The sequence below is a fragment of the Dechloromonas sp. HYN0024 genome (assembly GCF_003441615.1).
Lineage (GTDB): Bacteria > Pseudomonadota > Gammaproteobacteria > Burkholderiales > Rhodocyclaceae > Azonexus.
On the sequence record NZ_CP031842.1, the window covers coordinates 445,753 to 459,126 of the forward strand.

15 protein-coding genes, 1 tRNA gene and 1 riboswitch are annotated in these 13,374 nt (G+C 60.2%); of the genes, 6 read left to right on the forward strand and 10 right to left on the reverse strand.

Annotated features, from left to right (window positions below; translation table 11 throughout):
* Positions 1-18 precede the first annotated feature (18 nt).
* From HYN24_RS02200 to HYN24_RS02210, 3 genes are read left to right on the forward strand one after another with little or no spacing between them, the layout of a single operon-like run.
* Positions 19-405: a hypothetical protein gene (locus tag HYN24_RS02200; protein ID WP_117607751.1), complete on the forward strand. Its 387-nt coding sequence runs from the start codon at positions 19-21 to the stop codon at positions 403-405.
* Positions 406-412: 7 nt separating this feature from the next.
* Positions 413-913 (forward strand): RNA polymerase sigma factor, encoded by a 501-nt coding sequence (locus tag HYN24_RS02205; RefSeq protein ID WP_205421424.1) that lies wholly within the window; start codon positions 413-415, stop codon positions 911-913.
* A gap of 11 nt (positions 914-924) precedes the next feature.
* The gene (locus tag HYN24_RS02210) at positions 925-1,725 is read left to right on the forward strand and encodes an anti-sigma factor (protein WP_240327709.1); all 801 of its coding nucleotides are present in this window, start codon (positions 925-927) and stop codon (positions 1,723-1,725) included.
* Positions 1,726-1,795: 70 nt separating this feature from the next.
* Here the strand turns inward: HYN24_RS02210 and HYN24_RS02215 are convergent, their stop codons facing one another.
* Positions 1,796-4,090 carry a S8 family serine peptidase gene (locus tag HYN24_RS02215; RefSeq protein ID WP_117607754.1) on the reverse strand — a complete coding sequence of 765 codons (2,295 nt, stop codon included), beginning with the start codon at positions 4,088-4,090 and terminating at the stop codon, positions 1,796-1,798.
* A gap of 61 nt (positions 4,091-4,151) precedes the next feature.
* Positions 4,152-4,250, reverse strand: a riboswitch (cyclic di-GMP riboswitch).
* 156 nt (positions 4,251-4,406) lie between these two features.
* On the opposite strand from HYN24_RS02215, the gene arfB reads away from it, so the two are divergent.
* Positions 4,407-4,808, forward strand: a complete 402-nt coding sequence (arfB, locus tag HYN24_RS02220) for an alternative ribosome rescue aminoacyl-tRNA hydrolase ArfB (protein WP_117607755.1) — start codon at positions 4,407-4,409, stop codon at positions 4,806-4,808.
* 37 nt (positions 4,809-4,845) lie between these two features.
* Here the strand turns inward: arfB and HYN24_RS02225 are convergent, their stop codons facing one another.
* The 6 genes from HYN24_RS02225 to rpsU form a co-directional block, all read right to left on the reverse strand.
* The gene (locus tag HYN24_RS02225; protein ID WP_117607756.1) at positions 4,846-5,097 is read right to left on the reverse strand and encodes a transcriptional regulator; all 252 of its coding nucleotides are present in this window, start codon (positions 5,095-5,097) and stop codon (positions 4,846-4,848) included.
* A 138-nt stretch (positions 5,098-5,235) separates the two neighbouring features.
* Positions 5,236-5,312: transfer RNA gene (locus HYN24_RS02230), tRNA-Ile, on the reverse strand.
* Positions 5,313-5,319: 7 nt separating this feature from the next.
* A complete protein-coding gene (rpoD, locus tag HYN24_RS02235) occupies positions 5,320-7,296 on the reverse strand; it encodes an RNA polymerase sigma factor RpoD (RefSeq protein ID WP_371413222.1) in 1,977 nt (658 codons plus the stop codon).
* Positions 7,297-7,342: 46 nt separating this feature from the next.
* Positions 7,343-9,079, reverse strand: a complete 1,737-nt coding sequence (gene dnaG, locus HYN24_RS02240) for a DNA primase (protein WP_117607758.1) — start codon at positions 9,077-9,079, stop codon at positions 7,343-7,345.
* Between the two features lie 6 nt (positions 9,080-9,085).
* Entirely contained in the window at positions 9,086-9,532 is a 447-nt protein-coding gene (locus HYN24_RS02245) for a GatB/YqeY domain-containing protein (RefSeq protein ID WP_117607759.1), read from the reverse strand.
* Between the two features lie 82 nt (positions 9,533-9,614).
* The gene (gene rpsU / locus HYN24_RS02250; protein ID WP_117607760.1) at positions 9,615-9,827 is read right to left on the reverse strand and encodes a 30S ribosomal protein S21; all 213 of its coding nucleotides are present in this window, start codon (positions 9,825-9,827) and stop codon (positions 9,615-9,617) included.
* A gap of 139 nt (positions 9,828-9,966) precedes the next feature.
* Here rpsU and tsaD point away from each other — a divergent pair, with 139 nt between their 5' ends.
* Entirely contained in the window at positions 9,967-10,989 is a 1,023-nt protein-coding gene (gene tsaD, locus HYN24_RS02255) for a tRNA (adenosine(37)-N6)-threonylcarbamoyltransferase complex transferase subunit TsaD (RefSeq protein ID WP_117607761.1), read from the forward strand.
* A 3-nt stretch (positions 10,990-10,992) separates the two neighbouring features.
* Here tsaD and HYN24_RS02260 read toward each other — a convergent pair whose 3' ends face one another.
* Positions 10,993-11,760 (reverse strand): MgtC/SapB family protein, encoded by a 768-nt coding sequence (locus HYN24_RS02260; RefSeq protein WP_117607762.1) that lies wholly within the window; start codon positions 11,758-11,760, stop codon positions 10,993-10,995.
* Positions 11,761-11,862: 102 nt separating this feature from the next.
* Positions 11,863-12,459: a glycerol-3-phosphate 1-O-acyltransferase PlsY gene (gene plsY, locus HYN24_RS02265; RefSeq protein ID WP_117607763.1), complete on the reverse strand. Its 597-nt coding sequence runs from the start codon at positions 12,457-12,459 to the stop codon at positions 11,863-11,865.
* A 75-nt stretch (positions 12,460-12,534) separates the two neighbouring features.
* On the opposite strand from plsY, the gene HYN24_RS02270 reads away from it, so the two are divergent.
* Positions 12,535-12,885: a dihydroneopterin aldolase gene (locus HYN24_RS02270; RefSeq protein WP_117607764.1), complete on the forward strand. Its 351-nt coding sequence runs from the start codon at positions 12,535-12,537 to the stop codon at positions 12,883-12,885.
* On the opposite strand, the gene ybaK is transcribed toward HYN24_RS02270, so the two are convergent.
* Positions 12,882-13,373 (reverse strand): Cys-tRNA(Pro) deacylase, encoded by a 492-nt coding sequence (ybaK, locus tag HYN24_RS02275; RefSeq protein WP_117607765.1) that lies wholly within the window; start codon positions 13,371-13,373, stop codon positions 12,882-12,884. The genes HYN24_RS02270 and ybaK overlap by 4 nt on opposite strands.
* Position 13,374: the final 1 nt, after the last annotated feature.

A 13,374-nucleotide genomic window follows, 5' to 3' on the forward strand; every position in this document is an offset into this window, starting at 1 on the left:
CAATCAACGGAGAGCCTCATGAAAACGAAAAACCTGTTTGTCGCGCTGTTCGTCTCGGCCATGCTGGTCGCCTGTTCCGGTGCCGGCATGCGTGCCGCGTCGCCCGCCTTGGTGGCTGATGGCGTGCTGACCGGGAGCAACGGCATGACCCTTTATACTTTCGATAAAGACACGGCAGGCAGTGGCAAGAGCGTCTGCAACGGCCCATGCGCCACGAACTGGCCGCCGCTGATGGCTGTTGATGGCGACACGGCGAATGGCGATTACAGCATCGTCACCCGTGACGATGGCAAGAAGCAGTGGGCCTTCAGGGGCAAGCCGCTATATTTCTGGGTCAAGGATGCCAAGGCCGGTGACAAGACCGGTGATGGTTTCAATAATCTCTGGCACGTCGCCAAACCCTGATCAGCCAGTGGACAGCCAAGCCATTCTCGCCGAAATGCCTCGCCTGCGCCGCTATGCGCGGGCGATGCTGGGCGACCGGGCGGCGGCGGATGACCTTGTGCAGGACACCCTGGAGCGTGCCTGGAGTCGTTTTGCCCAATGGCGGGCCGGTAGTGACCTGCGGGCGTGGCTGTTCGGCATCATGCACAACCTGCGCGTCGATCAATTGCGGCGTGGCAGTTTGTCCACGCATTCACTGGATGACGATGCCTATGAGGTGCCGACGCGCCCAACCCAAAGCGACCGGCTGGAAGTGATGGATATTGAATCCGCCCTTCGCCAATTGCCGGATGAGATGCGAGAGGTCCTCCTGCTGGTTGCGCTCGAAGAAATGACTTATGCCGAAATCGCCGCTGCCTTGGGCATTCCGATCGGTACCGTCATGTCCCGCCTGTCGCGCGGACGTGGACGCTTGCGCCTGATCATGGATGGCCGGCAGCCAGCTTCAACATTGAGGGTCGTCCGATGAGCCCGCTCAATATGACTGAAAATGAACTGCACGCTTATGTCGACGGTGCGCTTACCCCGTCGCGTCGGCTGGAAATTGAGGCCTGGCTGGCCGAATCTTCGGAAGATGCCGAGCGCGTTGCGGTCTATCAGAGGCAAAACCAGGCACTCAAGGCGCTGTTCAATCCGGTGCTTGACGAACCGCTGCCGGATAGCTTGCAAGCACTGGCGGTGCACCCTTTGCATATGGCACGTATTGAAGCAGAGGGGGAGGCAGCGAGGTTCAATCTTTGGTCGCTGCAACGAATCGCCGCAGGCCTCCTGGTTGCCGTTCTGGGCGGGATTGGCGGGTGGTTCGGACATGGCCAGTACCAGGCAGCCGAACGTTTGGCCCAGCCGGTGCCGCTGTTCCGGCAAGCCGCAGTCGCCCATGTCGTATACAGCCCGGATGCCCGCCGTCCGGTCGAGGTTGCTGCCGATCAGGAGGAGGCGCTGGTCAAATGGCTGACCAAGCGTCTCGGTACGCCGGTCAGTCCGCCCAAACTCGGCACGCTTGGCTTTGAGCTGGTCGGCGGTCGACTGCTCCCCGGTAACGTCGGGCCGGTTGCCCAGTTCATGTATCAGGATGCTAGTGGCCAGCGCCTGACGCTGTATGTCACGACCGACAACGCAGAGAAGATGGAAACCGGTTTCCGTTTCGCCCGCGAAGGGGCGGTCAATGTTTTCTACTGGATCGACGGGAAATTTGGCTATGCCCTGTCGGCAGGGGTGGACAAGAGCGAATTGGCGAAAGTGGCGACGGCCGTCTACGATCAGCTCGAAGCAAAAAAATGAGCGCCACCGGCTTTAGCCGGGGCGCTCATCGCAGGGCGGGTCCAGGGGGTGTGTCCCGCCTGCTGAAAACTTAGAAGGATTTGCTCCAGATCAGGCCGAGCTGGGCGTTGTTGTTGCCGGCCAGATTGGCGGCATCTTTCTGGTAGGCAGCCTGCACGGTGAGCGCATCTGTCTTGCTGGTCGGCATCCTGTAGCTCAGGGTGACATCGATTTCCCGGGCATTCGGCACCAGGCTGGCCCAGTGCTTTTCATACACGGCGTAACCCTGCTCATCGACGCTGGCCAGGCTCAGTGCGGCACTGCCCGAACTCAAGCGCAGCGGTTGCTTTACCGATGCGGCGAACTGGTCGTTGTTCTTCCAGATATTCTGGCGCAGGTAGGTCATCCCCCAGGATTGAGACTGAAGGTTGGAGGTGGCACTCAACAGGCTGCCGGCATTGCTGTTGTTGGCTTTGGTGTAGGCCAGTTCGCCATTGAAGAGCAGGCTGCTGTCGCGGTCCATGCGCAGGGCGAGGGAGAGTCCGATGACATCGCTGGCATTGCTGCCGAGGGCCAGCACGCTGCCATTGTTATAGGCTGCACCAAGCAGGGAGTTGCGTTCGGCGACATTGCTATAGGTGGCGCCAGCCGTCAGGCGATTGTTGAAGCGGTAGGCCGCGCCAATCTTGATCTGGCTGGTCTGCGGCGCTTCTGGCGCCATCGCCGTAGCGCCAGTGGTAGCGGTATAAGACGCGGCGAGACGCAGGTTCGGCGAGATATTGGCACCGTAACTGAACTGGTAGCCGCCCTGGGCCAGGCTACCGGTGTTGCTGCTGTCAAAGTCGCTCATTTGGCGGGCGATCAGGTCATCGTTGTACAGCGCCTTAGCGAAGGGGTAGGAGGACGACGTGCCGTAACCGAAGGCGGAGACGCCTCCGGTCTGGGTGGTGAACAGTGTGTAGCCGGTCATCAGATTGGGCGACTGCTCCGCGTTGTAGGCGAAGTCGCCGAGATGCTGAAGGCTACTGCCGGTCGATTCGAGAGCATAGGCCAGTTCGCCACCGGCGAACTTCATGACTTTGGGGCCGGAATAGGTATTGGTCGGCAGGGGGTTTAGGGTGGCCTTGCTGGTGGGGGCCTTAATCAGGCCGGAAAGGTTGACCGTGAAGTTGCGGGCGTAGCCGTCAAAGGCGGTGTAATTGGCGAGCAGTGACTGGATCGAGCTAAGAGAACCGAGCGCACCACTCGACAGCAGGCTGCCGGTCAGCGAACTGACAGCAATTGTCTGGCCGTTCGGTTTGGTCACCATCAAGGTGCCGTAGGGGGCGAAGGCCGTCGTCAGGTTGGCCAGTCCGCGACCATAGGTGGCATCGACGCCAGCGGTACCGAGGTCGGTGGTTGTGGCGAGGAGAAGATCAGCGGTGGTTCCCTTGGTTTTCAGGATAGGCCAGGCATTCTGCAACAGCATCAGGGAACCGCTGATGACCGGTGCCGCCATCGAGGTGCCCGACCACAGGGCGTAGGCGCCGTTCCCGGCGGTTGTCTGCGGCGCCAGGATGGCTTCACCCGGAGCCATGATCCAGCGCGTGGCGTAGCTTGTTTTGGCCGCTGCGGTATTGACCAGAGAACCGGTGCCCGGCTTGTTGGTGAAGCTGGAGGCAACATTGACGCTATTCACCGAGCCGGCAAATACCAGATGCTGGATGGCGGATTGTGTCAGGCCGGTGGTATTGAGATTGTTCAACAGGTTCTGCGCGCTGTTGCCACCGGCCCATACAATGAAGGCACCCTTGGCAGTGGCGTAATTGATGGCAGCGACAGTGGCGGCATCATTGCCGTAGGTGATCGAGACGTTGATGACGCCTGCGCCGGCATCGGCGGCTTTCTTGACGCCATTGGCGACGTCGGTCGAATAGCCCGAGCCGGCGGCGTTCAGGACTTTTTCCGAGAAAATGTTGGCACTCGGTGCGACGCCGATGAAATTGCCGGCAACTGTCGTATATCCGCCTGCCGTGATGGTGCTGAATTGGGAGGTCCGGTTGCCTGCCGCAATGCTGGCAACCGCTGTGCCGTGGCCGTTATCATCGGCGTAGCCGCTGCTGCAGCCGAAGGATACGGCGGCGCAGGAGCTTAGTGCTTGGGAAACTTGGCCAACGGCGAATTGCGGGTGGGTGGCGTTGATGCCGGTGTCGACCACACCAAGGAGCTGACCCTTGCCCCAATTGGCGGCTGACTCGATGGTGCTGGTGATGCCGATCTGACGCAGCCAGGGGGCGTAGGTCTGCGCCGAGGACTGGTGGCTATAGGTTGCGCAGGCCATGGCGACGAGCAGGGTCATCGAGGCATGCTTGAAAAGCTGTGGGTGATTCAGGGTTTTGCATTGCATTACGAGTCTCCGGAGTACGATCGCACGCAAGTCAGGAGACGGTCAGGCGCAGGAACTGCTGCCCGGCAACCCCGCTAGCAAGTGATGGTTAAAATCTGTTCATCACTGAGCCCGGTGGCTTTGCGTCCCCGGCTTTCGCACGGGTTTGCCAAATTAGGCCAAAATTATACACAAAATAAATTTGTATTTCAAATCAACAGTGTGGAGAGCCGTCTGGCAGTGATTTTCCGGGAAAGCAGCGCATGCCGTTGTCGGAGGGTAAGATGCCCGGATAGCCTAATACTCCGGACGATTCGCTGGTCAATACAGCTTCATCATGAGCCATCTGATTCTCAACGAAAGCGAAGTTGAATTTACCGCCATCCGCGCCCAGGGAGCAGGTGGGCAGAACGTCAACAAGGTGTCGAATGCCGTGCATCTGCGTTTTGACGTCGCTGCTTCGAGCCTGCCCGATGACATCAAGGAAAAGTTGTGCGCGATGCGTGACCAGCGCATCAACAGTGACGGCATTATCGTCATCAAGGCGCAAAAACATCGCAGCCTGGAGCGCAATCGGGAGGATGGGCTGGTTCGCCTGAGCGAACTGATTGCCGCTGCTGCTTTTGTGCCGGCCATTCGACGTCCGACCAAGCCGAGTCGAAGCGCTCAGCGCAAACGTATCGAGAGCAAAATAAAACGCGGCCAGGTCAAACTACAACGCGGCCGCGTCAGCGAATAGCTTCAATGCGCCCGGTCACTCGTGACCGGGCCAGGTCTCAGGTCTTGACGCCCGGCTTGCGGCCCGGCGCAGCGGATGGCATGTAACCGGAAACGCGGCAGAACATGCCTTCGACCGGCGTACCGTTCTTGAAGGTGGTCATGCTGCACATCGAAATGGCTTTTTGTGCGGATAGTTCGAGCAGTGACGTACGAACATCCGCCAACGCAATGCCCGTGCCCTTGGCAATATCGGCATCGAGCAATTGGCCGTGCTTCTTCAGGTGCGTGAGGATGGATTCTGTATTCATGTCGAATGCCTTTACAAAAAATGCCTAAAAATTAAGCTGCCACTTCAAGTCGGCAACGATGCCTTCATTGAAGTGCTTACCAGGTGCTGCAAAAATCATGCGTCCAACCCTGGAGGGTCGGTCGCCAAACTGCCAAATTGGTGGGCCCGCACGGACTTGAACCGTGGACCAAAGGATTATGAGTCCTCTGCTCTAACCAACTGAGCTACGGGCCCGGAAACCTTAGTTGCCGTTCTGGTCCAGGAAGCTGCGCAGCTTGTCGGAGCGTGTCGGGTGACGCAGCTTGCGCAGCGCCTTGGCTTCTATCTGTCGAATGCGCTCGCGGGTGACGTCGAACTGCTTGCCGACTTCTTCCAGCGTGTGATCGGTGTTCATTTCGATACCGAAGCGCATGCGCAGGACCTTGGCTTCCCTCGTCGTCAGGGTGTCGAGAATTTCCTTTGTGACGCCGCGCAGGCTGGAGTACATGGCGGCATCGGCCGGGGCCAGGGTGAGCTGGTCTTCAATGAAGTCGCCGAGGTGAGAGTCGTCGTCGTCGCCGATCGGGGTTTCCATGGAGATCGGCTCCTTGGAAATCTTCATGATCTTGCGGATCTTGTCTTCCGGCATGTCCATCTTCTTGGCCAGGGTGGCGGGATCCGGCTCGAGGCCGGTTTCCTGCAGGATCTGGCGGCTGATCCGGTTCATCTTGTTGATCGTTTCGATCATGTGAACCGGGATGCGGATGGTCCGCGCCTGGTCGGCGATGGAGCGGGTGATGGCCTGACGGATCCACCACGTGGCGTAGGTGGAGAACTTGTAGCCACGGCGGTATTCGAACTTGTCCACGGCCTTCATGAGGCCGATGTTGCCTTCCTGGATGAGGTCGAGGAACTGCAGGCCGCGGTTGGTGTATTTCTTGGCGATGGAGATGACGAGACGCAGGTTGGCTTCGGTCATTTCGCGTTTGGCGCGACGGGCCTTGGCTTCGCCGGTCGACATCTGCTTGTTGATGTCCTTGAGATCCTTGAGCGGAATGCCGATGCGATCCTGGAGGGCGATCAGCTTCTTCTGCTCTTCCTTGATGTCCGGCGCGCAGCGGGTCAGGATGGCGAGGTAGGTCTTGGGCGCGGCGGCGATTTCGCCATCGACCCATTCCAGCGTCGTTTCCTTGCCGGGGAAGGACTGGATGAAGTGCGGACGCGGCATCTTGACGCGTTCGACACAGATTTGCTGAATCTTGCGCTCGGAGCCACGGACCTGTTCGACCATGCCACGTACGCTGTCGCACAGGCGCTCGATGGAGCGCGAGGTGAAGCGAATATTGAGCAGCTCGTCGGAAATCTGCTGTTGCAGCTTGAGGTAGGCCTTGTCGTGCGGACCCTTGCTTGAGAGCAGCTTCTGCATCTTGGCATGAATGCCCTTGATGGTCTTGAAGCGCTCCAGGGCGTCGGTCTTAAGTTGGAGCAGCGAAGCGGAGGCTGCGCCGGCAGCGCCACCCTCTTCATCTTCGCCCTCGTCATCCTCGTCCTCTTCCTCGGCTTCCGGCATTTCCGGGGCGGCGGCAACCACTTCGGTGGCGTTCGGATCGATCAGGCCGTCGACCAGTTCGTCGATGCGCATTTCGTCAGTCTCGACCTTGGCGGCCATGTCGAGGATGTCGGTGATCGTCGTCGGGCAGGCGGAGATCGCCTGGATCATGTGCTTCAGGCCTTCCTCGATACGCTTGGCGATCTCGATTTCGCCTTCGCGGGTGAGGAGTTCAACCGTGCCCATTTCGCGCATGTACATGCGCACCGGGTCGGTCGTCCGGCCAAATTCGGAGTCGACGGTGGACAGCGCCTGCTCGGCCTGCGCTTCGACTTCTTCGTCGTCGGCGGCAACGGCGGCGGTGTCCGACATCAGCAGGTCTTCGGCAGCCGGGGCTTCGTCGAAAACCTGGATGCTCATTTCGCTGAAGGTGGAAATGATCGCTTCGATACTTTCCGCGTCGACGACGTCGTCCGGCAGGTGGTCGTTGATTTCGGCGTAGGTCAGGTAGCCACGCTCCTTGCCCAGCTTGATCAGGGCCTTGAGACGCATCTTGCGCGCTTCGGCATCAAGGGGTTCCGGCGTTTCTGCCATCTGGCCTTGCAGTAGCGCCTTTTCGGCTGCCTTTTCCTTGGCCTTGCTGGTGCGAGCCTTCGGGGCTTCCTTGACGGGGTCTTTTGCCTTAGCCATGAACACGATCCATAGAATTCGAGAAAACCGTAGATTTTACCACAACTTAGCTACGTCCAGCTTGTTTGCTGAGCAGCTGTATGTAGGCCAGTTTTTCTGCCGCGCTGAGTCCGGCTACGCCGAATTGCTGGGCTTTCGTCTGTAGCTCGGCAAAGGCGCGTTTCTGGCCGCCTTCCTGCAACTTTTCCAGCGTGTCGCGAAACTCTTCGTCGGCTTCATCTTCGTCAAACGGTTGGCCGAGAAGTTCCGAGGCGGCGTTTTCAATCATGCTTTCCTCCGGCTGGCCGCGCAGCTGTTCGCGCAGGCCGGCATAGCTGCTGGCGTCGGGGTTGGTGCTGACGAGCTGGTGCAGGATCAGCAGGGCTGGGCGTTCCGGCGTATCGGGCAGCAGTTCGATGGGGAGCTGGCTGGCCAGTTGCGGTTTGTGCAACACGATGCGCAGCAGGTTGCGGGTCAGCGACGGTGCCGTGCGTTTCGCCCGGGCTGGCGCGGCCGGCGTGTAGGAGCGCAACTCGCACAGGCGCTCGACTTCGCCCTGGGCAAAGCCACTGGCTTCGGCCAGGCGCTTGACCAGCTGCAGGCGGAGCAGTGGCGTTGGCAGCTTGATCAGTAGCGGCTTGGCTTCGTAGATCAATTGTGCCTTGCCTTCGGAACTGGTCAGGTCGCAGCGTTGAGCCAGTTCGCGCAGAAGGAAGTCGGAAAGCGGCATGGCCTGGACCACCAGGCGGTCGAAGGCTTCCTTGCCGTGGGCGCGGATATAGCTGTCCGGGTCGTCCTCCTGGGGCAGGAAGATGAAGCCGAGACGCTTGTTGTCGGCGAGGGCCTCGAGGGAGTTTTCGAGCGCCCGCCACGCCGCCTTGCGCCCGGCGTTGTCGCCGTCAAAACAGAAGACGATGCGGTCAACCTGGCGCAGCAGTTTGGTAACGTGGGTCGCTGTTGTCGCCGTGCCCAGCGTCGCGACGGCATTGCCGACACCGTTCTGGGACAGGGCGATGACGTCCATGTAGCCTTCAGTGACAATGGCCGTGTCGGTCTCGCGCAGGGCCTGGCGGGCCTGTGGCAGGCCAAACAGTTCGCGGCCCTTTTCGAAAAGAGGGGTTTCCGGCGAATTGAGATATTTCGGTTCGCCCTGGTCGATGATGCGCCCGCCGAAGGCGATGATGTCGCCCTTGGGATTGATGATGGGAATCATCAGGCGATCACGGAATCGGTCGTAGCGCCGACCTGCCTCGTTTTCAATGACCAGTCCGGCCAGCTTGAGTTCTTCGGCGTTGTAGTCGGGGAAAACTTCCTGCAGATTCTGCCAGCCGTCCGGGGCGTAGCCCATGCCAAAGCGGGCCGCGACTTCCCCGGTCAGGCCTCGTTTCTTGCAGTATTCGATGGCCCGCGGTGAAGCCTTGAGCTGATCCTTGTAGTACTGGGCGGCGCGCGCCATGATCTCGATCAGCGTTCTGGTCTGGCCCGGCTTTTCATCCTTGAAGCCGCGTCCTTCGCTTTCCGGCACCTGCATGCCGGCGCGCATGGCGAGATCCTTGACGGCATCAACGAAGCCCAGCCCCTGGTATTCCATGACGAAGCTGATCGCCGTGCCATGGGCGCCGCAACCGAAGCAGTGATAGAACTGTTTGGTCGGGCTGACCGTAAAGGACGGGGACTTTTCGTTGTGGAAGGGGCAGCAGGCGGCGTAGTTGGCCCCGGCTTTCTTGAGCGGAACGTAGCCATCCACCAGCTCGACGATGTCGACCCGGGCGAGCAAATCCTGGATAAACGAATCCGGGATCATGCCTGTTTAACCAGCCAGCGCAGCCTTGACCAGTTTCGAGACTTCCGCCATGTCGGCCTTGCCGGCCAGTCGTGGCTTGAGGACGGCCATCAGCTTGCCCATGTCGGCCGGGCCCTTGGCGCCAGTTTCGGCAACGGCCGCTGCGACGGCGGCAACCGTATCGGCGGCGCTCATTTTTTCCGGCAGGTAGACGGCGAGGACGGCGATTTCGAATTTTTCGGCATCGGCCAGCTCCTGGCGCCCGGCGGCTTCGTACTGGGTGACGCTGTCCTTGCGCTGCTTGGTCAGCTTCTCGATAACGGCGATGACGGCGTTGTCATCGAGTTCGATCCGCTCGTCAACTTCCTTCTGCTTGAGCGCCGCGAGCAGCAGACGAATCGCGTTCAGCTTGGCGGTCTCTTTGGCCTTCATGGCCGTTTTCATGTCTTCGGTGATGCGTGCTTTGAGGCTCATGGTCGATCTTTTCAGAAATTCAAAGAAAAAAGCCGCCGGCTGTTGAGGCGGGCGGCTCTTTTGTGCAGCGAAATTTTCTGAATTAGAAAAGTTTCGGCGGCAGGGTCAGGCTACGGAGGCGCTTGTGCTGGCGTTTGACAGCAGCGGCAGCCTTACGCTTGCGTTCGGCGGTGGGCTTTTCGTAAAACTCACGGGCACGCAGCTCGGTCAGCAAACCAGTCTTTTCGACCGTGCGCTTGAAGCGGCGGATAGCAACTTCGAACGGCTCATTTTCCTTGACACGAATGTTCGGCATATAAATCACCCCCTTCCGTTAGGCGCCTGCCAGGTCAAGTAAAAGGCAGTGCGCGCAAATTTTGTTCCGCAGATTTTGCGGGTAGCCAAATAGTATAAGCGAAAAAACCTTATCGTTCCAAGTGTTAAAATTCGTGCCCATGTTAGTTCTTGGCATCGAATCCTCCTGCGACGAAACCGGTATTGCGCTCTACGACAGCGAAGCCGGTCTGTTATCCCATGCCCTGCATTCGCAGGTGGTGATGCATGCCGAGTACGGCGGCGTCGTCCCCGAACTCGCTTCGCGCGATCACATCCGGCGTGTCGTGCCGCTGTTGCGCGAGACCCTGGCTCAAGGGGGGCGCCGCCTGGACGATGTCGATGCGGTTGCCTACACGCGCGGCCCCGGCCTCGCCGGCGCGCTCCTTGTCGGCTGTGCCTTTGCCGAGGCGCTGGCACTGGCCATCGACAAGCCGACCATCCCGGTCCATCACCTTGAGGGGCATCTGCTATCGCCGTTGTTGTCGTCGACGCCGCCGAGCTTTCCGTTCGTTGCGCTACTCGTCTCGGGCGGGCATACCCAACTGATGCGGGTTACCGCCGTCGGCGAGTACGAATTGCTGGGCGAAACGCTCGACGATGCAGCCGGCGAAGCCTTCGACAAGAGCGCCAAATTGCTCGGCCTGCCCTATCCGGGTGGCGCGCTCCTGTCGAAACTGGCCGAGCAGGGAAATTCAGGTGTTTACGAACTGCCTCGCCCGATGCTGCATTCCGGCGACCTGAGTTTCAGTTTTTCCGGCTTGAAGACAGCGGTGCTGACGCTGGTCCGCGAACACGCCGATGCCATGAGCGACGAATTCAAGGCCGATGCGGCGCGGGCCTTTCAGGAAGCCATTGTTGAGGTGCTGGTCAAGAAGTCGCTGAAGGCGATGAAGCAGACCGGCCTCAAACAACTGGTTGTGGCTGGCGGCGTCGGGGCCAACCGCCAACTGCGGGCGACTCTCGATGATGAGGCCAGACGCAAGCACTTCCGTGTCTATTATCCGGAACTTGAATTCTGCACCGACAACGGGGCGATGATTGCCCTGGCCGGCTGCCTGCGCTTGCAGGCCGGCACCCCGGCCAAGGCGGCGGGCAGTTTTGCCATCCAGCCGCGCTGGCCCTTGAGCGATCTGTTGCGCTGAGTTTCAGTTGCGGGCGTGGGCGATGGTAAAACTATCAACGCCAGCAATCGTCGTCAGTTCGCCGGACATGGCGGATAGCGGGTGGCCCAGGCGGCGTCCCAAGGCAACTGCGACGAAGCGCCATTCCTGCGCGTCGTTCTTGTGGCAGATGGCAAACGAACCACCGGCCACTTCATAACCGAGTCCAAGCAGGGCGCGGTTAATGATGTTTTCCTGCGGAATGAACCCGGGCTGGAAGTGCAGGCTGATGGTGATCGCATGCCGCGATGGCAGCATTCCTTCGAGCTTTGAGCCGTACATCATGCAGGTGGCGGAAAGCAGGGTGAGCAGGATGGCCGAGAAGTAAAAGCCGATGCCGACCAGTATGCCGATCACCGATGCCGTCCAGATCGAGGCAGCGGTGGTCAGGCCGCTGATGTTCAGCCCTTCCTTCATGATGACACCAGCGCCGAGGAAACCAACACCGGTGACGATGCCCTGAATGACCCGGGTCGGGTCGGGCATGGGTACGGCGGCTCCCCCGGTTTGCAGGAGCGCCGCACCGCCATACCAGGCAGCGGGATAGCCGGCGATTACCGTAACGGCGCAGGAGGCGACGCAGACCAGGCCGTAGGTCCGCATGCCGGCGGCACGACCGTGGTAGGAGCGTTCATAGCCGACGATGAAACCGAGCAGCAGCGCGCCGAACAGATTCATGAAGACGATGATGTTGGTGGCGACCCCTTCGGCCGACCAGTAGCTTGCCAGTGCTTCGGGAGAGAGCGGGCTCATGGGGAAGGCTCCGACGTAGAATTCCCCCTAGTCTTCTCCAAATCCCGCGCTACTGCAAGGTTGGCGGGTTTTCCGGGGCTGCGTGACGACCGTGTCCGGTCCTCAGGCTTTCTTCTTGCCGCCGATCTTCGACTCCTGGCCGGCCAAGAGTCGCTGGATGTTCTGCCAATGCTTGCCTATCAGGGCCATGCCGAGGATGCCGACGATGAGGGCCTGACCATTGCCGCCATGCATCAGGACGGAAAAGACCGGAGCCATACCCGCGGCAACGACAGCAGCCAGCGATGAGTAACGGAAAGCAAAGGCCATGAACAGCCAGGTGCCAGCGACAGCCAGGCCGAGCAGCGGGTCGAGCGCGATGATCACGCCGGCAGCGGTAGCAACACCTTTGCCGCCCTTGAACTTGAGGAAAATCGGGTAGAGGTGGCCGAGAAATACGGCCAGTGCAACGAGGCCGACGACGGTGCTGGAAAAGCCCATCTGCTCAGCGGCAAAAACAGCGACCCAGCCTTTGAGCGCATCACCGATCAACGTGACCAGCGCGGCCTTCTTGTTACCACTGCGCAGAACGTTGGTGGCGCCGGGGTTGCCCGAGCCGTAGCTGCGCGGATCTGCCAGGCCGAAAATCTTTGACGAAATCATGGCGAAGGGAACAGAGCCGAGCAGGTAGGCGGCAACAAGGGCGAGGGCTATTTGCATGGGTCGCTTAGGTGACTTTGGTCGCTGAGGTACAATCGCGCCAAATTTTACACCGCTACTGCGGTCGACCGCCCTATGGACATTATTTTCCTCGAAGAACTGCGCGCCGAAACGTGGATAGGCATCTATCCGCGCGAGAAAGCCATGCCCCAGACGGTCGAGATCTCACTGCAGATCGGCGTGTCGACGGCCTCGGCCGGGGCCAGCGACGATATTCGCGATACCGTCGATTACGCTGTGGTCGTGGAGCGCTTGCGGGCGGACTTGGCCGCCGTTCACTTCAATCTGATCGAGGCTCTGGCAGAACATGTGGCAACGTATGTGCTGGAAACCTTCGCCGTACATTGGGTTCGCGTTTCGGTGGCCAAACTCGGCATGATGCCGGGCGTCAAGCGCGTCGGCGTCATCATCGAGCGTTCGCTCTAGCCTTTTAGCGCCGCCTCGACGACCCTGGGCTTGAGCGTGCGCAGGATGTCGTGCGGATGGACACCGACGAGGAAGCCGCGCCGGCCGCCGTTGATGTAGATCAGCGGCAGGTCGAGGATGGTCTTTTCGATATGCACCGGCATCGCCTTCTTCGTGCCGAAGGGGCTGGTGCCGCCGACCAGGAAGCCGGTATGGCGGTTGGCTACTTCCGGCTTGCACGGCTCGACTTTCTTGCAGCCGATCTGCCGTGCCAGTTCCTTGGTTGAAACCTTGCAGTCGCCGTGCATCAGCACGATCAGCGGTTTGGCGTTTTCATCCTCGAAGACCAGTGTCTTGACCACGGCATGTTCATCGACATTGAGTTCACGCGCCGACACCTTGGTGCCGCCGTGTTCCTCGTAGGCGTAGAGATGGGTCGAGAAAGCCACCTTGTTCGCCTTGAGGAACTTGGTGGCCTGGGTTTCGGGGGCGTGCTCGATTTTGCTCATG